The organism is Natronococcus sp. (genome assembly GCF_047921035.1).
Lineage (GTDB): Archaea > Halobacteriota > Halobacteria > Halobacteriales > Natrialbaceae > Natronococcus.
In genome coordinates this window covers 36762-59753 of record NZ_JBLRWX010000009.1, presented here as the reverse complement: position 1 = coordinate 59753, position 22992 = coordinate 36762, and the positions used below count along the sequence as shown (strand labels likewise).

General features: G+C 64.8%; 22 protein-coding genes, 1 tRNA gene and 1 pseudogene. 12 read left to right on the top strand and 12 right to left on the bottom strand.

From position 1 onward, the window contains the following. The first annotated feature begins 244 nt into the window (after positions 1 to 244). Complete coding sequence (locus tag ACNA7R_RS03640; protein ID WP_416282180.1) at positions 245 to 1492, top strand: MFS transporter; 1248 nt, start codon at positions 245 to 247, stop codon at positions 1490 to 1492. A gap of 247 nt (positions 1493 to 1739) precedes the next feature. On the opposite strand, the gene ACNA7R_RS03635 is transcribed toward ACNA7R_RS03640, so the two are convergent. Further along, entirely contained in the window at positions 1740 to 2303 is a 564-nt protein-coding gene (locus ACNA7R_RS03635) for a carboxymuconolactone decarboxylase family protein (protein WP_416282179.1), read from the bottom strand. Positions 2304 to 2452: 149 nt separating this feature from the next. Here ACNA7R_RS03635 and ACNA7R_RS03630 point away from each other — a divergent pair, with 149 nt between their 5' ends. Continuing rightward, positions 2453 to 2935: a peroxiredoxin family protein gene (locus ACNA7R_RS03630; RefSeq protein ID WP_416282178.1), complete on the top strand. Its 483-nt coding sequence runs from the start codon at positions 2453 to 2455 to the stop codon at positions 2933 to 2935. A gap of 146 nt (positions 2936 to 3081) precedes the next feature. Here the strand turns inward: ACNA7R_RS03630 and ACNA7R_RS03625 are convergent. Together ACNA7R_RS03625 and ACNA7R_RS03620 are read right to left on the bottom strand one after the other, a co-directional pair. Continuing rightward, positions 3082 to 3166, bottom strand: a tRNA-Leu gene (locus tag ACNA7R_RS03625). A 46-nt stretch (positions 3167 to 3212) separates the two neighbouring features. Further along, positions 3213 to 3386 (bottom strand): hypothetical protein, encoded by a 174-nt coding sequence (locus tag ACNA7R_RS03620; protein WP_169330925.1) that lies wholly within the window; start codon positions 3384 to 3386, stop codon positions 3213 to 3215. Between the two features lie 252 nt (positions 3387 to 3638). On the opposite strand from ACNA7R_RS03620, the gene ACNA7R_RS03615 reads away from it, so the two are divergent. Further along, positions 3639 to 3947 carry a transcription initiation factor IIB family protein gene (locus ACNA7R_RS03615; protein ID WP_416282177.1) on the top strand — a complete coding sequence of 103 codons (309 nt, stop codon included), beginning with the start codon at positions 3639 to 3641 and terminating at the stop codon, positions 3945 to 3947. A gap of 114 nt (positions 3948 to 4061) precedes the next feature. Here the strand turns inward: ACNA7R_RS03615 and ACNA7R_RS03610 are convergent, their stop codons facing one another. Continuing rightward, positions 4062 to 4547, bottom strand: coding sequence for a phosphopantetheine adenylyltransferase (locus tag ACNA7R_RS03610; RefSeq protein WP_416282176.1), 486 nt, complete (start codon positions 4545 to 4547; stop codon positions 4062 to 4064). Between the two features lie 138 nt (positions 4548 to 4685). Between ACNA7R_RS03610 and ACNA7R_RS03605 the strand changes: the two genes are divergently transcribed. The 3 genes from ACNA7R_RS03605 to ACNA7R_RS03595 all read left to right on the top strand — a co-directional run bounded on the left by ACNA7R_RS03605 (position 4686) and on the right by ACNA7R_RS03595 (position 8912). After that, positions 4686 to 6944 (top strand): NADP-dependent malic enzyme, encoded by a 2259-nt coding sequence (locus tag ACNA7R_RS03605; RefSeq protein WP_416282174.1) that lies wholly within the window; start codon positions 4686 to 4688, stop codon positions 6942 to 6944. Positions 6945 to 7049: 105 nt separating this feature from the next. Then, positions 7050 to 8468 carry a PQQ-binding-like beta-propeller repeat protein gene (locus tag ACNA7R_RS03600; protein ID WP_416282173.1) on the top strand — a complete coding sequence of 473 codons (1419 nt, stop codon included), beginning with the start codon at positions 7050 to 7052 and terminating at the stop codon, positions 8466 to 8468. 72 nt (positions 8469 to 8540) lie between these two features. Then, positions 8541 to 8912 carry a 30S ribosomal protein S8e gene (locus ACNA7R_RS03595; RefSeq protein WP_416282172.1) on the top strand — a complete coding sequence of 124 codons (372 nt, stop codon included), beginning with the start codon at positions 8541 to 8543 and terminating at the stop codon, positions 8910 to 8912. 63 nt (positions 8913 to 8975) lie between these two features. On the opposite strand, the gene ACNA7R_RS03590 is transcribed toward ACNA7R_RS03595, so the two are convergent. Together ACNA7R_RS03590 and ACNA7R_RS03585 are read right to left on the bottom strand one after the other, a co-directional pair. Next, positions 8976 to 9200, bottom strand: a complete 225-nt coding sequence (locus ACNA7R_RS03590) for a hypothetical protein (protein WP_416282170.1) — start codon at positions 9198 to 9200, stop codon at positions 8976 to 8978. A 243-nt stretch (positions 9201 to 9443) separates the two neighbouring features. Continuing rightward, the gene (locus ACNA7R_RS03585; protein ID WP_416282169.1) at positions 9444 to 10439 is read right to left on the bottom strand and encodes a PhoU domain-containing protein; all 996 of its coding nucleotides are present in this window, start codon (positions 10437 to 10439) and stop codon (positions 9444 to 9446) included. Positions 10440 to 10639: 200 nt separating this feature from the next. Here ACNA7R_RS03585 and ACNA7R_RS03580 point away from each other — a divergent pair, with 200 nt between their 5' ends. From ACNA7R_RS03580 to pstB, 4 genes are all read left to right on the top strand, one after another. After that, positions 10640 to 11614 (top strand): PstS family phosphate ABC transporter substrate-binding protein, encoded by a 975-nt coding sequence (locus ACNA7R_RS03580; RefSeq protein WP_416282168.1) that lies wholly within the window; start codon positions 10640 to 10642, stop codon positions 11612 to 11614. Between the two features lie 28 nt (positions 11615 to 11642). Continuing rightward, the gene (gene pstC, locus ACNA7R_RS03575; protein WP_416282167.1) at positions 11643 to 12566 is read left to right on the top strand and encodes a phosphate ABC transporter permease subunit PstC; all 924 of its coding nucleotides are present in this window, start codon (positions 11643 to 11645) and stop codon (positions 12564 to 12566) included. Then, the gene (gene pstA, locus ACNA7R_RS03570) at positions 12563 to 13498 is read left to right on the top strand and encodes a phosphate ABC transporter permease PstA (protein WP_416282165.1); all 936 of its coding nucleotides are present in this window, start codon (positions 12563 to 12565) and stop codon (positions 13496 to 13498) included. Before pstC ends, pstA begins: the two co-directional genes overlap by 4 nt. Positions 13499 to 13841: 343 nt before the next feature. Further along, positions 13842 to 14633, top strand: coding sequence for a phosphate ABC transporter ATP-binding protein PstB (gene pstB, locus ACNA7R_RS03565; protein WP_416282181.1), 792 nt, complete (start codon positions 13842 to 13844; stop codon positions 14631 to 14633). A 171-nt stretch (positions 14634 to 14804) separates the two neighbouring features. Here the strand turns inward: pstB and arsB are convergent. Beyond that, positions 14805 to 15923: pseudogene (arsB, locus tag ACNA7R_RS03560) on the bottom strand (ACR3 family arsenite efflux transporter). 145 nt (positions 15924 to 16068) lie between these two features. On the opposite strand from arsB, the gene phoU reads away from it, so the two are divergent. After that, the gene (phoU, locus tag ACNA7R_RS03555; protein ID WP_416282164.1) at positions 16069 to 16740 is read left to right on the top strand and encodes a phosphate signaling complex protein PhoU; all 672 of its coding nucleotides are present in this window, start codon (positions 16069 to 16071) and stop codon (positions 16738 to 16740) included. 276 nt (positions 16741 to 17016) lie between these two features. Continuing rightward, positions 17017 to 17253, top strand: a complete 237-nt coding sequence (locus ACNA7R_RS03550) for a hypothetical protein (RefSeq protein WP_416282163.1) — start codon at positions 17017 to 17019, stop codon at positions 17251 to 17253. Positions 17254 to 17322: 69 nt separating this feature from the next. Here the strand turns inward: ACNA7R_RS03550 and ACNA7R_RS03545 are convergent, their stop codons facing one another. The 5 genes from ACNA7R_RS03545 to ACNA7R_RS03525 all read right to left on the bottom strand — a co-directional run bounded on the left by ACNA7R_RS03545 (position 17323) and on the right by ACNA7R_RS03525 (position 22965). Further along, positions 17323 to 17712, bottom strand: coding sequence for a hypothetical protein (locus ACNA7R_RS03545; protein WP_416282162.1), 390 nt, complete (start codon positions 17710 to 17712; stop codon positions 17323 to 17325). Then, a complete protein-coding gene (locus tag ACNA7R_RS03540; RefSeq protein WP_416282160.1) occupies positions 17712 to 19382 on the bottom strand; it encodes an FAD-dependent monooxygenase in 1671 nt (556 codons plus the stop codon). Before ACNA7R_RS03540 ends, ACNA7R_RS03545 begins: the two co-directional genes overlap by 1 nt. Beyond that, positions 19379 to 20986: an electron transfer flavoprotein subunit alpha/FixB family protein gene (locus ACNA7R_RS03535; RefSeq protein ID WP_416282159.1), complete on the bottom strand. Its 1608-nt coding sequence runs from the start codon at positions 20984 to 20986 to the stop codon at positions 19379 to 19381. Before ACNA7R_RS03535 ends, ACNA7R_RS03540 begins: the two co-directional genes overlap by 4 nt. A gap of 2 nt (positions 20987 to 20988) precedes the next feature. Further along, positions 20989 to 21852: an electron transfer flavoprotein subunit beta/FixA family protein gene (locus ACNA7R_RS03530; protein ID WP_416282158.1), complete on the bottom strand. Its 864-nt coding sequence runs from the start codon at positions 21850 to 21852 to the stop codon at positions 20989 to 20991. A 246-nt stretch (positions 21853 to 22098) separates the two neighbouring features. Then, positions 22099 to 22965: a polymer-forming cytoskeletal protein gene (locus ACNA7R_RS03525; protein ID WP_416282157.1), complete on the bottom strand. Its 867-nt coding sequence runs from the start codon at positions 22963 to 22965 to the stop codon at positions 22099 to 22101. Positions 22966 to 22992 lie beyond the last annotated feature (27 nt).

Genomic DNA, 22992 nt, shown 5'->3' with positions numbered 1-22992 from the left:
ATACATAGCCTATGTAGATAATTCTACTTAATAGTGTGGATTCACGTTGCATATCCGGTCTGCTATCGACCGGTGGGTTGTGGAGTTGAGTGACGCGATTCACGCCCGGCGTAAACGCCGGGATTCTCTCGCTGTTTAAAGATAGGGGGAATCCCGGATAGAGATGCCCATTTGGCGTCATTATTAGTAGGGTTACTGCCTACGGCAGACTACTGTGTCAGCGCTGGTCAAACGACTTCGAGACGTGAGACGACCGCGAGCAGTTGGATCAGTCACCGTCGGTCATGGAGTCAACGAGTTTTTCTCGATCGTCATTCCACCGATCATCCCGCTGTTGGTCGCGGATTTCGGGATTACCTATGGGCAGGCGGGCGTTCTCGTGACGGTCTTCTTTGTGATGTACGCGCTGTTCCAGCTGCCCGCAGGAATGCTCGCTGACATCATCGGCAAGGAACGGCTCCTGATTGCGGGACTGTTCGGCATGGCTGGCGGCGTTCTGTTAGCGAGCCTGGCAACGAGCTACGAAACCCTCCTCGTTGCACAGGCGATTGCCGGTATCAGCGGGAGTGCGTTCCACCCGACTGGCATGGCACTCGTCAGCGACTACGAAACCGAGCAAACGGAGGGGAAAGCGATGGGTGTCTTCGGCTTCGGCGGCGCACTCGGGACGATGTCCGCGCCCGTGATCGTCGGTGGCGTCGCCGCAGTCGCCGACTGGCGACTCGCCCTCGCGACCGGAGCTGCGATCGGTATTCTGGTCACGTGTCTTGTCGTCTACCTCTTTCTCACAGCCGAGGAACGTGCCGCCGACGAGCCCGGCGAAGAAACGGAGTCGACGGTACGGACTGACGGCAGCCGTGGCGAGTCGAAACAGTCAGTTCGCAGGACTGTCCGGAACGCGATCGACCTGCCAATCACACCCAGCATCATCGTACTCTTTTTTATTACAGTTGTGCTCTCACTGCAACATCGGGCGATCCAGACCTATACTACGTCCTACGTCGCCGCGGAGACTGGCGCATCAGTCGCCGCAGGCAACGTCACATTTTTTGCGTTGTTGGTCGGGGGCAGTCTGGCGTCGCTGTACGCCGGCGACCTCGCCGATCGTTTCGATCGGATGACGCTCGGTATCGCCGCGTCGCTGGCCACCGCCGCGCTCGTGGCAGCCACGCTCGCGACGACCTTTCTCGAGGGACTCCCGATCGAACTCCTCACCGCGATTCTGGCAGTCTGGTTCGCCGTTATCGGGGCAGGAATGTACGCTAGCTATCCCGTCAAGAACGCAATGGTCTCCCAGCAGGCCGAGGCGACCTCGAGTGGCAGTTTATTTGGTGTCATCCAGACGGGATCGGCGATCGGCAGTGCGAGTGGTCCAACGGTGTTCGGCATCCTATCGACACGCTGGGGAGTTGTTGCGGCTTTCCCGGCCATCGCGGTAGTGAGTGTTGTTCTCGCGCTGTCGTTTGGACTCCTGTGGTTCGTCGCCGAATGAGCGGTATTCTGATCTATTGAGCGGATAGTTACGGGCCCTTCGTGCGTTGTTGGTGTCTGTCCGCCCCAGCCATGATAAAGAGTGGTATACACCTGGTCGTGATTCGTTTACCACCCACGTGCCAGGGATAGCCTCGAGACGTGTTCTCCCAGCGGGGAAGTCCACGAGACCGTTGACTGGACCATGACCAGGTGTATAGTAACCAAACGGCCTCTTTTGTCCTGCTTCGAATCTCGCTGCCACCGTATCAGGACTCGTATTCATCAAGCGTGGACTGATCCTGCGGGAGTATGTTGAGCGTATCGGCGATCACGTTCGCCGAAACTGCCGTTCCGACGATCACGGCCAGCTCAACGATGTCCTCGGTGTCGAATTCCGCGTCTCGAAGGACCTCGATATCGGAATCCGAGACCCGCTTCGGATCCGATGCGGCCGCACGAGCGAACGAGATGATTGCCCGCTCGCGATCGCTGAACTCCGTCTCGGTCACCTCGTCCGTGACGATCATCTCGACCATGTCACGCGACATCCCGACGTGTTCGACCAGCCGCTCAGTGTGGCTGGCGACGCAGTACGAACATTCGTTCTCGGCGGCGACGGTCACGTACGCCAGCTCCGACTCAGTCGCATCGAGGGCTCCCGATTCCGTGAGCGAACCGACGTATTCCTGACGGGCTTCGAGAACGGTCGGGTTGTGTGCCACTATCCGAGCAAAAAGCGAGGGCCGGCCGTATACGTCGGCGTCGGCCTCGAGCAGCTCCTGTATTTGTTTGTCCTCGACATCGGGTGGGATGTACTCGAGAAGTGCCATGCTCAATCGTTGGTCGGACGCTAGTAGTTGATTCCGGTTGCGTTACGGTGACGTTTCAGTCGAGAACGTCAGTGCCACTCGTTCACCGAGACACGAACGTGTCCAATCCCGTCCCACAGTCATATTCCGCTGTAGGCCCTCGGTGGCGTATGGGATTAGAAGGCGACCGAGCGCCCGACTTTACGCTTCCAAGCACCGCCGGTGACGAGGTGGCACTTTCGGACCGACTCGAGGACGGTCCAGCCGTCGTCGTTATCAACCGCGGTCACTGGTGTAGCTTCTGTGCTGAACAGCTCCAGACCTTTAGCGAGGTCTCCTATGACCTCTGGTTCAACGACAGCGTCGATATCCTGCCGGTCGTGACCGATCCGCTGTCACGCGTCACCGAAATGCGCGATCGGTACGACCTCGAGATCCAACTGTACGCCGATCCGGACGGTGAGGTCGCCAACCAGTACAGCGGTACCGAAGAGACGAGCCATGGCCTCACCGGGATCTCGGGCGTGTACGTCGTCGACGAGGAAGGGATCGTTCGCTTCGAACAGGTTGCAGCCCATCCCGCTGATCGTCTCTACGGCAACTGGGTCCGGTACTTCATCCGGAACGACTACGAAGATCCATTCGGCGAGTAGAATCCTCGTCGCGATGCGTCTCCTCGCTCAGTGCGCGGGACCGGATTCGAACCACGCGAAGACGTGCTCGCGTCGCTGCGCGCGTCTTCTCTCGTTCGAACCGGCCGTACGATTGCTGTCGCTCGCGAGTTTGCTCGCGACAGCAATGCGCGGGACCGGATTCGAACCGGCGGACCCCTACGGGACAGCGTCCTAAGCGCTGCGCCGTTGGCCTAGCTTGGCTACCCGCGCTCGTTCCCTGGTTTTCGCGAATCGAGTAAGAAGCTGTCGATCCGGCTCACTCGTGTTTGACCGGCTCCTCGGGCGACCAGTCCGGCGGAACGATGAAGGTGACGTGTTCTGCGTCGCGAAGCTGGTGGAGTTCGGCCGCCTGCTCGGCCAGGGACCGATCCCGGTACGGCATCTCGAGGCCGCACCCGGTACACACCAGCTTGCATGTTGGTTCTTTCATGGGAGACGGACGGCCGGCCCGGTCGGAGCGACGGACGTCGATCCAGGGTTCAGCGGAGCGGGGCTTTAGTAGTCGCGTCCTAGTGAAATCCGCGGAGAACGGCCGGTTCGTTGAGTCGTTCGTAGCCGAAAGTTGCCGCGCCTAGCCGGCTATTGGGAGCGCGAACCGATCCGGTGGGCCGGGATTACCGCTCGAGCGGCGACCCCGTCTCGGGGCCGTAGGTTTATTCCGACCGAACGGGTACAACGGCGTATGCACAGCGCCCGGGATCGCGTCGAGTACGAACCCTGGCTCGAGGAACTCGAGCAGGCCGCCGACCGACTGGAGCTCTCGAGCGAGGCGCGATCGTGCGCGTCGGAGCTGTTCCTGCTCGACGTGCCCGAGGCCGACCGCTCGAAGCGGGCGACGCTGGCGGCGAGTCTCTACGCGGGATCGTTGGTCGCCAGCGACGGCCGAACCCAGAGCGACGTCGCTGAGGCCGCGGACGTCTCCCGGCTCTCGATCCAGTCTCACTGGAAGGAACTCCTCGAGGAGGCCGGACTCGAGCCGCCCCGCTGGTAAGGACCGTTTCACCGATCCTGTCGCTCGTAAGTGTACGATACGGAGCCGAAACCCGACTGAACGGTCGGATTTCCGAACGGAAGCTGACGGATTTGCTGAACGAATCGGAACGGATCAGTGCTGCTCCGGTTCGGCGTCGTCCTCGAGAACCGCGCCGTGCTCGTCGATCTCCCCCTCGACGATGCGAGTACTCGAGATGATGTCGCCGTCGTCGGCTAACGCGTGCGGGACGACGACGATCTCGAGGGGGTCGTGGCCGCGCTCGTAGCGGAGTTCGTTGATCCGCTTGCCGCCCTCGATCGTCTCCGGGGAGACGACCAGGTAGTCGAACTGCGGTTCGGTCGCGATCCCCGTCGACTCCTCGAGGGGCCGGACCTCGAACGCCCGGTCGTGCTCCTCGGCGAGAGGTTCGAACTCGTCCTCGAGGGTTCGCTTTCGCTCCTCGAAGGTGTTGACGTGTCGCTCGACGTGTCGAGTCTTCGGCGCGAGTTCGTCAGTCGTGAGTCCGACGGTTACGTCCCCGAGTTCGAACGCCCGTTCGAACAGCCGGCGATGGCCGTCGTGAACGGGGTCGAACGTCCCACCAAGCGCGACGTCCATACTCAACCCACTGGAGCGGTGCGTATAAAACGGTCGACTCCGCGAACGCGACGATCCCGACGCGCTCGAGCGGTAGTTCGACGATCGTCGATTGTGCCTTTCACATTGTTTTTAGTGGTGCCCCACAGTCCCACCGGTATGGGACTCGACGAGGACTCACTGGAGTATCACCGGACGGATCCGCCGGGAAAGATCGAAATATCGACGACGAAACCGACGAATACACAGCGGGATCTCTCGCTCGCGTACTCGCCGGGCGTCGCCGCTCCGTGTATGGAAATCGCCGACGACGAGGCGGATTCGTACACCTACACGGCGAAGGGGAACCTCGTCGGGGTCGTCTCGAACGGGTCGGCGGTGTTAGGCCTCGGTGACATCGGCGCAGCGGCGTCGAAACCGGTCATGGAGGGGAAGGGGGTGCTGTTCAAACGGTTCGCCGACATCGACGTCTTCGACATCGAACTCGACGAGGCCGACCCCGAGGAGCTCATTACGGCCACGAAGATGATGGGGCCGACCTTCGGCGGGATCAACTTAGAGGACATCAAGGCGCCCGAGTGTTTCACCATCGAGGAACGGCTCGGCGAGGAGATGGACATCCCCGTCTTCCACGACGACCAGCACGGGACCGCCATCATCTCCGGGGCCGCGCTCGTCAACGCCGCCGACATCGCGGGGAAGGCGCTCGAGGACCTCGAGGTCGTGTTCTCGGGTGCGGGCGCGAGCGCGATCGCGACGGCCCGCTTTTACGTCTCGCTGGGGGTCCGACGGGAGAACATCACGATGTGTGACTCCTCGGGGATCATCACCGCACGCCGGGCCGAAGCCGGCGACGTCAACGAGTACAAACAGGAGTTCGCCCGCGACCTGCCCGAGGGCGACCTCGCGGACGCGATGGAGGGAGCGGACGTGCTGGTCGGCCTCTCGGCGGGCGGGATCGTCTCCCAGGAGATGGTCCGCTCGATGAACGAGGATCCGATCATCTTCGCGATGGCCAACCCCGATCCCGAGATCGGTTACGAGGAGGCCAAGGCTGCCCGTGACGACACGGTAATCATGGCGACCGGTCGGTCGGACTACCCGAATCAGGTCAACAACGTCCTCGGATTCCCCTTCATTTTCCGAGGAGCACTCGACGTCCGGGCAACCGAGATCAACGAGGAGATGAAAGTCGCCTGCGCCCGCGCGCTGGCCCAGCTCGCCCGCGAGGACGTCCCCGACGCCGTCGTCAAGGCCTACGGCGACGAGCCACTGCAGTACGGCCCCGACTACATCATCCCGAAGCCGGTCGACCCGCGCGTGCTGTTCCGGGTCGCCCCCGCCGTCGCCGAGGCAGCGATGGAAAGCGGCGCCGCCCGCACCGAGATCGACCTCGAGGAGTACGAAGAACAGCTCGAGGCCCGGCTGGGCAAGTCCCGCGAGATGATGCGGGTCGTCCTGAACAAGGCCAAAAGCGACCCCAAGCGGGTCGCTCTGGCGGAGGGCGAGAACGAGAAGATGATCCGAGCGGCCTACCAGATCCAGGAGCAGGGGATCGCGATGCCGATCCTCATCGGCGACGAGAGCGAGATCCGCCAGACCGCAGCGAACCTCGGACTCGACTTCGAGCCCCAGGTCGCCGACCCCGCAGTCGGCGACTACGAGGCCTACGCCGACCGACTGCACGAGCTGCGCCAGCGAAAGGGGATCACCCGAACCGAGGCCGGCGAGCTGATCGCCACCGACTCGAACTACTTCGGCAGCGTGATGGTCGAACAGGGCGACGCCGACGCCCTGCTGACCGGCCTCTCGTATCACTACCCCTCCGCGCTGCGCCCGCCCTTACAGGTGATCGGCACCGCCGACGACGTCGACTACGCCGCCGGAGTCTACATGCTGACGTTCAAGAACCGCGTGATCTTCATCGCGGACGCGACGGTCAACCAGAACCCCGACGCGGACGTCCTCGAGGAGGTGACCAAACAGACCGGCAAGCTCGCCCGCAGGTTCAACGTCGAGCCCCGGGCGGCCCTGCTGTCGTACTCGAACTTCGGCAGCGTCAACAACGAGGGGACCCGCAAACCACGTCGGGCCGCGGCCCGGCTCCAGGACGACCCCGAGGTCGACTTCCCCGTCGACGGCGAGATGCAGGCCGACACCGCCGTCGTCGAGGAGATCCTCGAGGGAACCTACGGCTTCTCCGAACTCGAGGAGCCGGCGAACGTGCTCGTCTTCCCGAACCTCGAGGCCGGCAACATCGGTTACAAGCTGCTCCAGCGCCTGGGCGGCGCGGAGGCCATCGGTCCGATGCTCGTCGGGATGGACGAACCAGTTCACGTCCTCCAGCGGGGCGACGAGGTCAAAGACATCGTCAACCTGGCGGGCGTGGCGGTCGTCGACGCCCAGCAAGACGAGTAGTCGAACGGCCGGGAGCCCGGGCGCCCTCGAGTTCGCGAGCCCGAGACCGAACACCGAGATTCTTTTGTGGGATCGCTTCCTCGAATTTTCACAGAGCCTCCCGCCATGTCACACCGATCGCAGTCTCCGGTCGCCGATCCCGAATCGAACGACTCGCGTCCTCGCAGACGGTTCCTCCAGACCGCGGGCGTCGCCGCGACCGCAGGGCTCGCGGGCTGTGCCCTGTGGGAGCCGACGGACGACGACGAGCCCGGCGCGAACGGCGACGAACCGGACGTCGCCGACGACGTCTCGACGTACGCGACCCACCCCGACGACGACGTGACGATGTTCCGGCGCGGACTGCGACGGCTCGGCTACTATCCCGACGAGACCGTCCCCGATTCGGTCAGCGTCAACTGGTCGTTCCCGATCAACAACGTCGGCCACACCGCCGCGAAGTCGAGCCCCCTGCCGACGCCCGACGGCGACACGATCGTGATCGCCGGCGACACCGGATTCGTCCACGGCGTCCAGCCCTCGGGCGAACCCCGCTGGCTGACCGAAACCGGTGCGACGGACCTCGGATTCCACGGCTCGCCCGCGATCGTCGGCGACACCGCCTACATCGGCGGCTACGACGGCGACCTGTACGCCATCGACGTCGAGACCGGAGAAATCGTCTGGCGAACCCGCGCCCACGAACTCGAGGGGACGCTGGCGATCGGCTCGAGTCCAGCTTACTACGACGGGACGCTGTACGTGATCGCCGAGTACGGCAGCCCCTCCTCGGGGGCGCTGTGGACGTTCGACGCGGCGACCGGCGAGCCGACCTGGCACGACGACCGCATCTGGGGCCAGCCCCACCCCTCGCCGACGGTCGACCTCGAGACGGGCCGGATCTGTGCGGGCTCGAACGACGGCGTCGTCTACTGCTGGGAGTTCCCCTCCCTCGAGTTCGCCTGGGAGTACCAGACCGGCGGCGAGGACGGCCCCGACGGCGAGGCGAAAGCCGGCGGCGAGTTCAACCTCGGCGCGGAGATCAAGGGGACGATCGCGGCCCACGACGGCTACGGCTACGTCGGCTCCTGGGACGAGCGCTTCCACTGCATCGACCTCGAGGACGGCACCGAGGAGTGGACCTTCGAGTTCGAGAACCGATCAATGGCCAATCCCGCCCTCGATCCGGAGGAAGACGTCGTCTACACCGGGAGCAACGACGACCACGTCTACGCCATCGACTGCGAGACCGGCGAGGAGCTGTGGTCGACCGACGTCAACGGCTCGATCATCGGCGCGGTGACCGCCACCGCCGGGACGATCCTCGTCGGCTCCTACGACTCGTACCTCTACGCGCTGGACAAGGAAACGGGGGAACGGCGCTGGCGGGTGCAGAACCGCGGCCACGTCACGAGCGCGCCGGTTCCCCACGACGGCCGGATCTACTACGCCGAGCGGGGGGTCTTCACGAACTACTGGGACGACGATGCGGAGACGATCCTCGAGGAGCCGGGCCACGCCTACTGTCTGGTCCCGGAGGAGTGAGCGTCAGCCGGCCGGAATCGGCGGTCGATCCGAAAGCGTGGATTCAAGTATCCGCCGGGCCGTTGTCCGGGTATGCAAAACCAGGGACGCTCCACGCGCAAGCGAACCGGTGGCCGACTGAAGAACGTCCGAAAGCGCCGCAAGAACGAACTCGGTCGACTCCCGACCGAGACCCAGGTCGGCGAGCCCCGGTTCCGCGTCGTCGACGTTCGCGGTAGCAACACGAAGACCCGCGCCCTCGCGACGAACGTCGCGAGCGTCAACGAGGGTGGCGAGACCGTCACCGCGGAGATCGAGGACGTCGTCGAGAACGACGCCAACCCGAACTACGTCCGACGGAACATCATCACGAAGGGTGCCGTCATCGAGACCTCCGAGGGCCAGGCCCGCGTGACGTCCCGACCCGGTCAGACCGGTCAGGTCAACGCCGTTCTCCTCGAGTAGACTGCACGACCGTTCTCTCGGATACTCGCTTCGCCAAGCGACGGCGCCGCGAATCGAAGCGGCTCACCGCCACGCATCGAGGTCGACGAACGCGTCCGCGGTCGCGGTCAGCCACGCCGTCCGCGTCACGTCGTTCGAGCCGCCCGCCGGATAGACGGTCAGCCGATCCTGCCTGTTCTCCTCGCTGACGACGACGGCCACGAGTCGCTCGCACGTCGGTCTCGAGGGGGTAGCGCCCGTCGATCGCTCGCTGGTCGTTCTGCCGTCGGAAGTCGTGGGTTCGTGCATGGTCGGTCTGGCACCGAGTGCCACGTCCGATCGGAGGCGAGGTCCGAAGAAAGCGATTGCTAGTTGTGGTATCGATCCCTCCGTACCCGACCCGTTCGGACAGTACGGATCCGTACCGGAGACGACGGTGTGGGGCCGCGGTTCGGGCCGGGACTCGGAGTCATACGGACTGCTGTAAGTCATTTCCGGTGCAACCGCGAACCGTCCTGCGGTTGCATCGGTAAATCGTTACAGCAGACCGTATCAGGGACGCGGTGCCGCCTTCTGTAACGCCGTCTCGGCGATGTTGCCACCGTAGTCGGCGCTTCTGGACAGCGAGTCCACGATCAGTCCAAGCGACTGGGCCTGCACCGGCTCGAGGTCCCGGAGGATGTCGTCGATGTAGCGGGTGTGTTCGTCGATATCGAGGACGGCCTCGCGGGCGGCGTGTCCGAGCCGGTTGGCCTCGTCGGTCTCCTCGGCGAACAGCGCGTCCATCGCCTTCTCGAGGACGTCGGCGGCGTCGGTCCGCAGGGCGATCAGCGCCTCGGCGGCGTCCTCGGGGATCGCATCGAGCTTGAGCGCGAGATTGGAAATCTTGGCGGCGTGGTCGGCGACGCGTTCCAGCTGGCGGGCGCTCGAGTGGAAGTCGAAACAGTCCTCTCGAGGGACGCCGAGCTCCTCGGCCGCCCGCGGGGAGCGAAGCGTCGCCCGGAAGATCCGCGAGACGACCAGCCAGAGCCGGTCGACGTCGTCGTCGCGCTCGATGACGTCCTGGGCGATGTCGTCGTCGTTCTCGACGAGGGCCGTGACGGCGTCCTCGAGCATCGAGGTCGCGATCAGGCGCATCCGGGAGACGGCGTTGACGATCGAGAGTTCGGAGGAGTCGAGTAAGTCCTGGATAACGACGCTGTCGGTCGTCTCCTCTAAGACCTCGACACCGACGAGACTCTGGGTCGCGTCGCGGATCGCCCGGCGCTGGTCGGTCGTGATCCGGGTCGCCTCGAGGCGGATGATGTCGAACCCGCTGACGTACATCGTCATCACCGCCCGAGTGAGTCGCTCGCCCTCGAGATCCGAGACGTCGAGGGTCCCCTCCTGACGGTCGGTCTCGCTGGCCGGCGTGAGCAGCAGCGAGTCCTCCTCGGGGTAACACTCGACGGTCGTGCCGGCGCTGACGCCGTTTTCCGTCGCCCACTGTTTCGGCAGCGAGACCGTGTACGTAGAGCCGCCGGTCACCTGCACCTTGCGCGTCTCCATACCCGTGCGTTCGGTTCTGACCGTATAAACGACACTGATCTATAGAGGCGTCACAGATCGGTCTAGGTCTTTTATCGGCGGCTATTCGGTGCGTTCGTCCCGCTCTGTGGGTTCGCTGACACTGGGAACCGGTGTCGAACATAGGAGTATATAGAGAACATAGTAGGGTACTTAGACGCCATCGGCTATAGAGTCACCCGATGGGAAACGACCCGAGATCGGATTCTGGCGGCGCGGTTTCGCGTCGCCACGTGCTGCTCGGCGCCGCCAGCGCAGGGCTGGCGGGGACGGCTGGCTGTCTCGTCCGCGGCCAGGACAGCGGTCTCGAGGGCGAGATCGTCGTCGACGGTTCGAATACGCTGTTGCCGAACAGCGCGCTCGTCGCCGAGATGTTCGTCTGGGAGAACAACCAGGTACAGATCCCCGTCAGGGGATCGGGGACCGGCGCCGGGTTCCAGCAGTTCTGTCGCGGCGAAACGGCGCTGCAGAACGCGAGTCGCGAGATCGCCGACGACGAAACCGAGCTGTGCGATGCGAACGGCGTCAACTGGTTTCAGCTCGAGGTGGTTCGGGACGGGCTGGCGCTCATGAAACACCCCGAGAACGACTGGTGTGACTGTCTGACGACCGACCAGCTTCGCGAGCTGTGGCAGCGTGGCTCCGACGTCGAGACCTGGCAGGATCTGGACGACGACTGGCCCGACGAGGAGATCTCGCTGTACGGTCGGGACTCCGCGTCGGGAACGTTCGATTACTTTACGGAGACGATCAACGGGACTGTCGGGGACATCCGCAACGACTACAGCGGAACGCCGGACACGAACGCGATCGTCCGCGGCGTGAGCGGCAATCGGAACGCGATCGGGTTCGGCGGCGCGGGGTACTATTACGAGAACGAGGACGACCTCGGGCTGATCGCGGTTGACAACGGCGAGGGCTGTGTCTACCCCGAACCCGAGACGATCGAGGACGGGAGCTACGAGCCGCTGTCGCGACCCATGTACCTCTACGTCCGCGAGGACGAACTCGAGCGCCCCGCCGTTCGGGAGTTCCTGCGATTTTACCTGGACAACACCCAGGAGACGGCTCGCGAGGTCGGGTTCTACGCGGTTCCCGACGAGACGATCGACGAACAACACGCCAAACTCGACGAACTGACGGAGGCATACCGATGAACGACGCCGAAACCGGGAGGGAAGGCAGATGAGCACCGAACCGGTCGATCTTAGCCGCGAGAGCAACGACGTCGGCACCGTCGTCGACAGGGCCGCGAAGTGGATCTTCTTCTCGTGTGCGCTCGTCACCGTGCTGACGACGCTCGCGATCATCGCGGTCCTGGTCGACGGCGCGATCGACTTCTTCGCCGAGGTTTCGATCGTCGAGTACCTGACCGGAACCGAGTGGAACCCTCGAGACGCGGCGAACCCGGACTTCGGCGTGTTACCGCTCGTGTGGGGGACGATGGTCATCACGGTCGGCTCCGCGCTGATCGCGATTCCGGTCGGCACGCTGACGGCGATCTACCTCGCGGAGTACGCCGACGAGCGGGTTCGCCGGAGCGTCAAACCGACGCTCGAGGTTCTCGCCGGGATTCCGACGATCGTCTACGGCTTCTTCGCGCTCTCGTTTATCACGCCGATCATCCAGTTCTTCCACCCGGACGTCGGCACGTTCAACGCGCTTTCGGGGGCGATCGTCGTCGGGATCATGATCATTCCGATGGTGTCGTCGATCTCCGAGGACGCGATGAGTTCGGTGCCGGACTCGCTTCGGAACGCGGCCTACGGGCTCGGCGCAACGAAGTTCGAGGTGTCGACGCAGGTCGTGTTGCCGGCGTCGCTGTCGGGGATCCTCGCGGCGTACGTCCTCGCGATCTCGCGGGCGATCGGCGAGACGATGGCGGTGACGCTGGCCGTCGGCATGCTGCCACAGATCACGGCCAGCCCGTTCGCCGAGATGCAGACGATGACCGCCTACATGGTCGAGATCGGGACCGGCGACGCGTCGGTCGGTTCGATCGGCTACATGAGCCTGTTCGCGATCGGGCTCACGCTGTTCGTGATGACGTTTCTGATGAACGTCGGTAGCATGTGGATTCGATCCCGCTACCGGGAGGAGTACCAATGAGCACGCCGACAGAAATCGACGGCTTCGGGGGCGAGGACGAGTCGATCCGCCGAATGCGCCGCTACGGCCGACTCTTCCTCGGCGCCTGCATACTCGCCACGATGGTCGGGATCGTCGCGCTGATCGCGCTCGTCGCAGACGTCGTCTACGAGGCGTGGGGGTGGCTCACCTGGGAGTTCCTGACCTACCCACCCTCCTACCTGGTCGAACACTACGATCCGTCGAACTACGGCGACCTGCCGACCGGCCCCGGCGGAATGTACCCGGCGATCGTCGGCTCAATCTACCTCATCGCGATGACGGCCGTCTTCACGCTCGTGCTCGGGGTCGGCGCCGCGATCTACCTCGAGGAGTACGCCAGTGAGAGCCTGCTGACGCGGTTTATCGAGGCCAACATCGCGAACCTCGCGGGCGTCCCGTCGATCGTCTACGGACTGCTCGGGCTCGCCCTGTTCGTCAGGGCGATCGGGACGGGCTCGAGCCTGCTGGCCGGTGCGCTGACGCTGACGCTGCTGATCCTGCCGATCGTCATCGTCCAGACTCAGGAGGCGCTGCGGGCGGTTCCGGACTCGATGCGCCAGGCCTCCTATGGCACCGGCGCGACGCAGTGGCAGACGATCCGCAACGTCGTGCTCCCCGAGGCGATTCCGGGCATCATGACCGGGATCATCCTCTCGCTGTCCCGGGCGATCGGCGAGACGGCGCCGATCATCATGGTTGGCGCGGCGACGTCGATGTTCGCTCCGCCGAGTCTGACGAACCCGCTGGGATCGTTCGCGGCGATGCCGATGCAGATCTTCGAGTGGGCGAAAGCCCCGGAAGGTGACTTCCAGCACGTCGCCGCCGCCGGGATCATCGTTCTCCTCACCGTCCTCCTGTTGATGAACGCGACGGCGATCTACATTCGAAACAAGTACGATCGACGGGCGTAGCCGTCAATGCTGTCGGTCGATCCAGCCGTTTCGGTTTTTGTCACAAGAGAGTTCCCTGTATTGGCTCGGCTTCTCCGAAGAGTACTATAGCTCTATATAGAGGACATAGTACGGTATTTAGCAACGCCGCGCCTCCGTCGAACCGATGAGCGACGAGACGAGCGACCGACGAACGACGCTGCGATCGGCGGTCACGTCTATCGGGTCGGACCGCGGTCGTTTCGCAATACGTAACTTGCTCAGCACCAATGCCGAGACAACCGGTATGACTGCAAACAGCGGCTCGGAGGCGGTCGAGACGACAGCACCCGAACGGACGGCCGAGGCCGACTCCGGCGTCGAGATGTCGGCCGCCGACAGGCCGCTCGGCTCGCCCCGAGTCGACCGCGCGATCATCGAGTCCCGGGACCTCGACGTCTTCTACGGCGACACGCAGGCCCTCCAGGGAATCACCATGGACATCCCCGAAAAGCAGGTGACGGCCCTCATCGGTCCCTCGGGCTGTGGGAAGTCCACCTTCCTGCGGTCGATCAACCGCATGAACGACCTGATCGACGTCGCCCGCGTCGAGGGCGATCTCCACTTCCACGGGAAGAACATCTACGACGAGGACGTCGACCCCGTCGCCCTGCGCCGGAAGATCGGGATGGTCTTCCAGAAGCCGAATCCCTTCCCCAAGTCGATCTTCGACAACGTCGCCTACGGACTACGCGTCCAGGGAAAAGACGACGACGTCGAAGAGAAGGTTCACAAAGCTCTCGAGCGCGCCGCACTCATCGACGAGGTCGAGGATCAACTCGACTCGAGCGGCCTCGATCTCTCGGGCGGCCAACAGCAGCGCCTCTGTATCGCCCGCGCCATCGCGACCGACCCCGAAGTGATTCTGATGGACGAGCCCGCCTCGGCGCTCGATCCGGTCGCAACCTCGAAGATCGAGGACTTAGTCGAGGAACTCGCCCAGGAGTACACCGTCGTGATCGTCACCCACAACATGCAGCAGGCGGCCAGGATCTCCGATAAGACCGCCGTCTTCCTCACCGGCGGGAAGCTCGTCGAGTTCGACGACACCAACAAGATCTTCGAGAACCCCCAGAGCGACCGCGTCGAGGACTACATCACCGGCAAGTTCGGCTGATCCGTCACGGCCGATTCGTCGGCCGTCTCGCTTTTTTACTCGGTCGCTACCGTCGGTCGGAATCAGGAGTGTCTGGATCGTCATAGATTCATACGGTTTACTGTACGTCAGTTCCGGCGCAACCGAGACCCGGTCGGCGGTTGCGCCGGGACATCGGTACAGCAATCCGTATCAGTCGTGGTCGGTGGCCATCTTCGGTGTCGAGTCGTCGATCGTCGCCGTCGGTTCGGTCAACTGCCCGGTCTCGTAGCCGGCCCAGTCGAACTTCTGCTGGGAGTAGATCGCGACGTTGACCAGCGCGAGCAACACCGGGACTTCGATCAGCGGCCCGATGACGGTCGCGAACGCCACCCCGGAACCGACGCCGAACACCGCGACGGCGACGGAGATGGCGAGTTCGAAGTTGTTCGAGACGGCGGTAAAGCCGATGGCCGTCGTCGTGGAGTAGTCGGCGCCGATCCCCCATCCCATCGCGAAGCTCACGAGGAACATGACGACGAAGTAGATCGTCAGCGGAACGGCGATCCAGAGGACGTCGGTCGGCTGGTCGAGGATGTTGTCCCCCTGCGTCGCGAACATGACGATCACCGTAAAGAGGAGGGCGATCAGCGTGACCGGACTGATCTTCGGGACGAACTCCTCCTCGTACCACTCCTCACCTTTCGATCGGACGCCGCCGAATCGAGTCAGGATCCCGCCAGCGAACGGAATACCGAGGAAGATCGCGATCGCCCAGAACACCTGGGTGACGGTGATGTCGAAGGTGCCGATGCCGGCGACGAGCGCGTCCATTCCCAGAAGCGGCGGGAGGAACAGCGCGAAGAACCAGATGTACACCCCGTAGGTAACGATCTAGAAGACGCTGTTGAACGCGACCAGTCCGGCGACGTACTCGCTCGAGCCGTCCGCGAGGTCGTTCCAGACCAGCACCATCGCGATACAGCGGGCCATCCCGATGAAAATCAACCCGAGGAAGTACTCGGGGTGGGCCGGGAACGGCGGCACGAGCCCGCTGAAGAAGATCACGGCCAGCAGGAACATCAGCGTCGGTCCGATCAGCCAGTTCTGGATGAGGCTGAGACTGAGCACTCGCCACGCGCTGAACACCCGCGGGAGCCGTCCGTAGTTGACCTTCGCCAGCGGCGGGTACATCATCGCGATCAGCCCGATTTCGACGAGGTGGTACTCCTGGATCGGCTCGACGATGCCGGGCGCGACGTAGCCGAGACCGACGCCGATCCCTATCGCGAGGAAGATCCAGACTGTCAGGTACTTATCGAGAAAGTCCATCGACCGCGGATCACCACAGTCCGGACAGCCACAGTCGGGCGCGGGATCGAAACCGCTCGACTCGGTCCCGTACGCTTCGGCTCGCGGCCGAGACGGGGGTATCCCAGGCGCAAGCTACATCAAGACGGGACGAACTGTGTCTGGTATGGCCAGAAAGTCGTATCAGGAGAAACTCGCGGAGCTGCGCGAGGACGTCCTCTACATGAGCGAGGTCGTCATGGAGCGGCTCCGCATGGGGCTGTCCGCCCTCGAGCAGAAGGACACGGAACTCGCCGACGAGGTGATGGAGGGCGACCGCGAGGTCAACGAACTGTACCTCAATCTCGAGCAGGAGTGTATCGAGCTGCTGGCGCTCCAACAGCCCGTCGCCAGCGACTTGCGGTTTATCGCCTCGACGTTCAAGATTATCACCGACTTAGAGCGAATCGGCGACCTCGCGGTCAACCTCGGCGAGTACACCCACGAGGCTGAACACGACCGGTTCCCTGACGTCGACGTCCAGGCGATGGGAGAACTGACCCTCGAGATGATCGAGGACGCGATGCTCGCCTACGACGAGGAGGACACCGACGCCTGCCGGGAACTCGCCGACCGCGACGACGACGTCGACCACTTCGCCGAGCGAGCCAGCGAAGTCGTCGTCCGGGACCTGATCGAGCGGGAACTCGACTCGCCCGACGAGGTCGAGCGGATCCTCCAGGACGTCTCGCGGCTCCTGTTGACGATCCGGGACCTCGAGCGGGTCGGCGACCACGCGGTCAACATCGCCGCCCGCACCCTCTACATGGTCGAGAACGACGACGAACTCATCTACTGACTCGATCTCGCGTTCGGCTTGTCGAAACGATATTCGACTGAAAGTTCTTGTCGGGAGACGAGTTACTTCGACTCCCGGATGACCGAACTCCGATCCGTTAGTCGACGTCACGTACTCGGCGGTAGCGCAACCGTTACTGCCGCCGTAACCGGCGGCTGTCTCGGACGAGCGTCCAGCGAGTCGAGCACGGAGTGTTCGTTCCCGAACGAGGCGCCGTTCGAAACCGAGGCGATCAGTCAACTGACGGTTCGATCCGAACGCCTCACGGCGGATTCGGTGACCGACTTCGGGATCAGCGTCGTCCTCGAGACCGACCCCGATTCGGTCGACCTCGTCGAGATCAGAGCGGCGGACGGAACCATCCGAGCCGCAACGGCGGTCACCGAGGCCGAGGCGACGATCACCTGGCGGCACGGGTCGGAACCGCCGTCCGGCGTGCGCTACGACCTGTACGCGCGCTGGACGGGCGAAACCGTCGATCGGTCGACGATCAAGGCGACCTGTTCCGACTGACGGCCGTTCGGCTCTCTCGGTCACTGCTCGAGGTACCGTCGGCGAGCCGTGGCCTCGCGGCGCCGCCTGCTACCGGCTCGCCCTCGCCGATCGGTTTCGTCGCTCCGGGACGCCCGTCAGTAGCTGGGCCGTGTCGACGACGTTTCGCGTCTCGAGCAACAGCTCGGCGGCCTGGCGGACCGTGAACTCGGCCTCGAGTTCGACGCCGTGACACCGCGCGTAGCACTCGAGCCAGTCGTTCATCGCCCGCTCTATGGCCGCGAACTCGGCTTCCGAGAACGCGACGAGCCGTCCCCCGGTCCGGGCCTCGACGTAACACCAGATCGCCTGGCCCGCGCCCTCGCGGAGGTACTCGCGAGCGCGCTCGGAGTCGGCGGCCGCCTCGCCCGCCTCGAGTGCCGCTCGGTCGCGTTCGGCCCGCCGGGCGAGCGCGGCGATCCTGGGTCCGTACCGGCTCATCACCCTTCGCGGTACTCGACGCCCTTCCCGCCCCGGGGGTGCTCCCAGGCGGTGTCGGCGACGATCGCGCAGGTGCCACACTCCACGCAGGGCTGGGTGTCGAGGCTGACGACGGTCTCCTCGTCGCCGTTCGTCTTCACTTGCTCCGTGCGGTAACAGCCCCCGCCGAACTCCTCGGCGCTGACGGGGCAGGCGTAGACGGCGGCCCCGCTCGCTTCGGCGGAGTCGTCGCGAAGCTCGATGTGGGGGTTGCCGACGTCCGTGTCGTAGGTGAGGTCGCCGATCCGTTCCTCGAGGCTCGGCGGCTCGGCGTCGTTCTTCCAGCGGATGCTCTTCCCGCGGGCCTCGCCGATCACCGTCGGCACCGTCGTGTACCCGGTGCGCGTGTCGGGCAGCATCGACACCAGGAACGGCGAGTTGTACGCCCGCTCGAGGACGCGGTCGGCGAGCGAGTTCCCGAGCGCGACGCTTCCGAGCGGGGACTCGAGCACGCGGTCGACGGCGTTCGTGACGACGTCGCGCTCGCCGACGGCTCGGGCGAGGTCGTACTGTTTGGGGCGGAGTTTGGCCATCGTCCCCGAGTCCTCGAGCAGCTTCGCGTAGCGCCGGCCCGCGGCCTCGGGGTCGGCGTTACCCCGCGTGATCGCGAAGGCGTCGGCCGCGAGCGCGCCGGCCGTGACGGCGTGGTTCATCCCCTTGATGATCGGGCCCTGTGCCTGCATCTGGCCGGCGGCGTCCCCGACCAGCATCAGACGATCCCGGTAAGGCTCGCGATGGGCGACCTTCTTCGAATCGGGGACGAGCTTCGCGGCGTACTCCCGCTCCTCGTAGCCGTCGCCGATCCAGTGGGCCATCACGGGGTGGGTCAGTAGGGCGTCGAGCAGCTCGTGGGGTTCGGCCTGCTCGGCAACGAGACTGTCGAGGTGGAAGACGGTCCCGATCGACAGCGACTCCTCGTTGGTGTAGAGAAAGCCACCGCCGCGGACGTCCTCGAAGAGGTCGCCCGAGAACAGGTGGGCGACGCCCTCGTCGTCGTCGATCCCGAACCGGTGGTTGACCGCGTCGGGATCCATATCGACGACCGCCTTGACGCCCTGGAACCACTCGTCGGGCTCCTCCCAGTCCATGAGGCCGGCCTCGCGGGCCAGCTCGGAGTTGACGCCGTCGGCGGCGACGATCAGGTCGGCCTCGATCGGATCCAGTTCGTCGCAGGTGACGCCGACGATCTCTCCCCCCTCTCGGAGAAGGCCGTTCACCCGGACGTTCGTCAGGACGCCCCCGCCCGTCTCGCTGGTCTTCTCGTGGACTCGTTGCTCGAGCCAGGAGTCCATCTTCCGGCGGAGCACGGCGTCACACCAGTCGGTGTCGTGCTCGTGGAGGTCGGTCAGGTCGTAGGTCTTGACCTTGTCGCCGGCGATGTTGTGGATCCGGTAGTCCGTGACCGGGCGTTCGGCGGCCGCCTCGCGGAAGCCGTCGAACAGGTCGTCGATCGTGTAAGGAGCCGAGTCCTCGGCGTAGACCAGCCCGCCGGAGACGTTCTTCGAGCCGGCTTCGACGCCCCGCTCGAGGACGAGCGTCTCGACGCCGTGCTCGGCGAGCCTGGCGGCAGCGGCGGCGCCGCCGGGACCGCAGCCGACGACGACGGCCTCGTAGTGCTCCCGTTCGGTCATCGGTCCTCACCTCCGCTTCCGTCGGCGATCGCCTCGAGCCTCGTCTCCCCGGATTCGACCGCCGAAGTGAGTCTGGGGAGGACCTCGAACAGGTCGCCCTCGATGTAGTAGTCGCTGAAGTCCCGGATCCTGGCGTCGGGGTCCGTGTTGATCGCGACGATCGTATCCGATTCGTCCATGCCGACCTTGTGCTGGACCGCCCCGGAGACGCCCGCGGCGATGTAGACGTCGGGCGCGACGACCTGGCCGGTCTCGCCGATCTGGCGTTCCTCCTTCGAGTACTCCTCGACGTGACCCTCGAACTGGTAGGCCGAGGTGACGATCCCCCGGGTGATGCCGAGTTCGGCGTCCTCGAAGGCGTCGACGAGATCGAGCCCGAGTTCCATCCCGCGGGTGGGATCGTCGGCGATCCCCCGACCCAGACAGACGATCACCTCGTGCCCCGCGAGGTCGATCCCGGCCTCGAGCCGGTCGTGCTCGGTGATCTCGACGCGGACCCAGTCCTCGTCGAGTTCCATGTCGTGTTCGACCACGAGTCCCTCCCGCTCGTAATCGGGTTCGATCGGGTCGAAGCTACCCGGGATGATCGAGGCACCCTGTGGGTGGAAGTCCCGACCTGGATTGTCGAGACAGAGGATCGTCGAGTACTCGAACCCCGAGAAGTCGGGTCGTTTCATGTGCAGGACCTTCTCGAAGGTCTTCTTGACGCCCGGTTCGCCCGTCTTCACCGGATTGGAGACCTCGTTCTCCTCGATGTAGAGGTCCGAACAGTCGGAGGCGAGCCCGGAGTCGAGTTCCGCCTGCACCTTCGCCGAGAGGTCCCGCCCGTTGTTCGTCGCCGGGAACAGGACGTAGCGGGGCTCGTCGTACTCGCGCCAGTCGGTGCTCTCGACGGTTCCCTGACCGCGGGCCATGTGGGCCGCGATCTCCGTGTAGGGCTTGTGGAGGAACCGTTCCAACCTCCGGTCGTCGTGGTAGACCGCGACGTCGGCGCCGTAGGCGATCGTCTCCTCGGCCAGGTCCTCGCAGTCGTCGCCCATCAGAAACGCGACGACCCGCTCGTCGTCACCGTAATCGTCCTCGAACTGGTCCATCAACTCCCGGGCCTTCCCCAGCATCTCCCGGGAGACCTCGAGCAGTTCGCCCCCCTGGGTCTCGCAGAACACCCACATGTCGGCGTACTCGCCGCCCTCGAGCGCCCTGACGTGTTTCTTGTCCCGCGTCGGATGCGAGAGGTCGTCGTCTTCTTCCTCCTCGACCGTCGACTCGTCTTCGTCGCCGTCGTCCTCGGTCGTCGGCTCGTCGCTCTCGTCGGTGTCTTCGACGTCCTCGCCGATCTCGTCCATTTCCTCGCCCTCCGCCTCGTCGCCGACGTCCTCTTTGGTCTCCTCGTACTCGCCTTCCGTCTCGGTTCCCTCCTCGACGCCGTCGCCGCCCGTCTCGTCGAGTTCCTCGAGCCGGCGGTGGATCGCCTCGCGGGCGGTCTTGCGGTCCTTCCCCGCCTGTTCGGCTTCCAGCACCGCCTGGATTTCGTCGACGTCGTCGAGCGTCTCGAGTTCCTCGCCCAGTTCGTCGGCCGCGTACTCGTCGGGATCGAGTGCCATCGTCAGTCACCTCCAGCGAACGGCTGTAGTTCCTCGAGAACCGGTTCCATCGCCGCGCCGTCCTCGGGATCGATCATCGTCGCCTCCCGTTCGGAGGGCGCCTTCGGGATCGGGTCGACCGAGGAGACGATCGTCGGCGAGCCGTCGAGCCCGATGTAGTCGGGATCGAGGTTCAGGTCGACGTGGTCCCACGTCGTCAGGTGCTCGTCGTGGTCGGCGGCCCGTTCCTGCGTTTCGGCCCGAAGTTCCTTGTGGGTCAGCCGGTGGGACGCTTTCCGGTAGGTGGGCTCGAACTCCGGATCGGTGATGACCACGCAGGGGAGGGGCGCCTCGACGGTCTCGATCTCGTCGACGTCGCCCTCGACCAGCCGCTTCGCCCGCAGCCGGCGCTCGTCCGGGTCGATATCCAGCGCGATGACGTGGGTGACGATCGGCCACTCGAGCGCCCAGCAGGTCTGGGGACCCGTCTGGCCGGTCTCCCCGTCGGCGGTCTTGAAGCCCGCGAAGACGAGGTCGACGTCGGCGACCTCCTCCCGGTACTTTTCGATCCCCGAACTGAGCGTGATCGCCGTCGCCCACGTGTCGGAGGCCGCCAGCTCGCGGTCCGACAGCAGGTAGCTGTCGTCGGTGTACACCGACTCCATCGCCTCCTCGAGCACGCTCGTGTATCCGGGCGGTCCCATGCTCATGCCGCTGACGTGACCGCCGTGGCGCACCCGCGTCTGGAGCGCGGCCTCGAGCGCGAACGCGTCGTTCGGGTTCATCACCGTCGGCGTCTTCCCCCGTTCCAGGTGGCCGTCCTCGTCGAAGGAGACCGCACCCTCCGAGAAGTCCGGTACGCCCTTCGTCAACACGATCGATCGCACGATTTCACCCCTCTTTGATAGTTGATCTCTCGCACCATACTCGACTCGTGCTAACGCAGCTGACACTATTAAGAATGCGGGGTAGGAATCGCCGGGAGAGAGAACGGTCGAAAACCGCTCCGAGACGACCGAATCCGATCGGGCGAGGACTCCGAGAACCACCGGAACGACCCGTTAGATGATCGAGTGTGCGACCCTGGAAGCGGTTCGACGTTCGAGCATCCGTCCGACCTGCTCCCGAGTTCCCTACTCGAGGTCGCGCTCGGAAGTCCTCATCGTGATCTCGCCGTCGGCCCGGATCGAGCCGTCGACCTCGGCGCCCGGACCCAGCTCGAGGTCGCTACAGGAAACGTCGCCGAGGATCCGCGCGCCGGGCTCGACGACGACGTCGCCGCTGCGGGTGGTCAGATCGCCGTGGATGCGGGTCCCCTCGCCGACCGAGACGTCCTCTCGTGCCCGGAGGCTGCCGAAGATATTGCAGTCCTCGCCGACGTCGATCGACTCGGCACGGATGTTGCCGTGGAGCCGACAGCCGTCGCCGATCGTCGCGGGCGTCGAGACCCGCCAGGCGTCGTCGCTTACCGTCGCGTTGCGGGGGACGATCAGCGGGTCGGGAGTCGGTTCCGTATCTTCGTCCTCGTCGTCGTCGACGAGCTGAGAGACGAGCCGCTGGGCGGCGTCCTCCTCGCCGATCAGCAGGAGCTGTTTGAGGTAGACAAAGAGGAAGACGATCGTCGGCATCGGGTTCCGGATGACGATCCAGCCGTTGGCCTCGAACCCCTCGTCGATCTCGACGTCGTCGCCGATATCGAGGTCGCCGGCGACCTTCATCTCGCCGCCGATGTGGACTCGCTCGCCGATGTAGGCGTCCTGGCCGACCAGCACGTTGTCGGCGACGTCACACCACATGTCCAGCCGGCAGTCCGCTTCGGCCTCGATGTCCCCGCCGAACTCGACGCTCTCGCCCGCGAGAACGTTCCGGCCGCGGACGCCGAACTCGATAGACGAGCGGGCGCCGACGAGGACGTCCCCGTCGGTCTCGAGGGCGACCTCCTTGGCTTCGGTCCCGTCGGGAACGACGAGTTCGTCGAGCGGATCCCTGCGAAACGCCACGTTCGCAACCAATGTGATCGGCAGGTA

Bases quoted from the DNA above. Each gene is read 5' to 3' on its own strand.
- ACNA7R_RS03545 (WP_416282162.1), bottom strand. From the start codon at position 17,712: ATGAGCCGGTACGGACCCAGGATCGCCGCGCTCGCCCGGCGGGCCGAA.
- ACNA7R_RS03580 (WP_416282168.1), top strand. From the start codon at position 10,640: ATGGGAAACGACCCGAGATCGGATTCTGGCGGCGCGGTTTCGCGTCGC.
- ACNA7R_RS03585 (WP_416282169.1), bottom strand. From the start codon at position 10,439: ATGGAGACGCGCAAGGTGCAGGTGACCGGCGGCTCTACGTACACGGTC.
- pstB (WP_416282181.1), top strand. From the start codon at position 13,842: ATGTCGGCCGCCGACAGGCCGCTCGGCTCGCCCCGAGTCGACCGCGCG.
- ACNA7R_RS03610 (WP_416282176.1), bottom strand. From the start codon at position 4,547: ATGGACGTCGCGCTTGGTGGGACGTTCGACCCCGTTCACGACGGCCAT.
- ACNA7R_RS03540 (WP_416282160.1), bottom strand. From the start codon at position 19,382: ATGACCGAACGGGAGCACTACGAGGCCGTCGTCGTCGGCTGCGGTCCC.
- ACNA7R_RS03630 (WP_416282178.1), top strand. From the start codon at position 2,453: ATGGGATTAGAAGGCGACCGAGCGCCCGACTTTACGCTTCCAAGCACC.
- pstA (WP_416282165.1), top strand. From the start codon at position 12,563: ATGAGCACGCCGACAGAAATCGACGGCTTCGGGGGCGAGGACGAGTCG.
- ACNA7R_RS03605 (WP_416282174.1), top strand. From the start codon at position 4,686: ATGGGACTCGACGAGGACTCACTGGAGTATCACCGGACGGATCCGCCG.
- pstC (WP_416282167.1), top strand. From the start codon at position 11,643: ATGAGCACCGAACCGGTCGATCTTAGCCGCGAGAGCAACGACGTCGGC.
- ACNA7R_RS03635 (WP_416282179.1), bottom strand. From the start codon at position 2,303: ATGGCACTTCTCGAGTACATCCCACCCGATGTCGAGGACAAACAAATA.
- ACNA7R_RS03535 (WP_416282159.1), bottom strand. From the start codon at position 20,986: ATGGCACTCGATCCCGACGAGTACGCGGCCGACGAACTGGGCGAGGAA.
- ACNA7R_RS03595 (WP_416282172.1), top strand. From the start codon at position 8,541: ATGCAAAACCAGGGACGCTCCACGCGCAAGCGAACCGGTGGCCGACTG.
- ACNA7R_RS03620 (WP_169330925.1), bottom strand. From the start codon at position 3,386: ATGAAAGAACCAACATGCAAGCTGGTGTGTACCGGGTGCGGCCTCGAG.
- ACNA7R_RS03590 (WP_416282170.1), bottom strand. From the start codon at position 9,200: ATGCACGAACCCACGACTTCCGACGGCAGAACGACCAGCGAGCGATCG.
- phoU (WP_416282164.1), top strand. From the start codon at position 16,069: ATGGCCAGAAAGTCGTATCAGGAGAAACTCGCGGAGCTGCGCGAGGAC.
- ACNA7R_RS03615 (WP_416282177.1), top strand. From the start codon at position 3,639: ATGCACAGCGCCCGGGATCGCGTCGAGTACGAACCCTGGCTCGAGGAA.
- ACNA7R_RS03600 (WP_416282173.1), top strand. From the start codon at position 7,050: ATGTCACACCGATCGCAGTCTCCGGTCGCCGATCCCGAATCGAACGAC.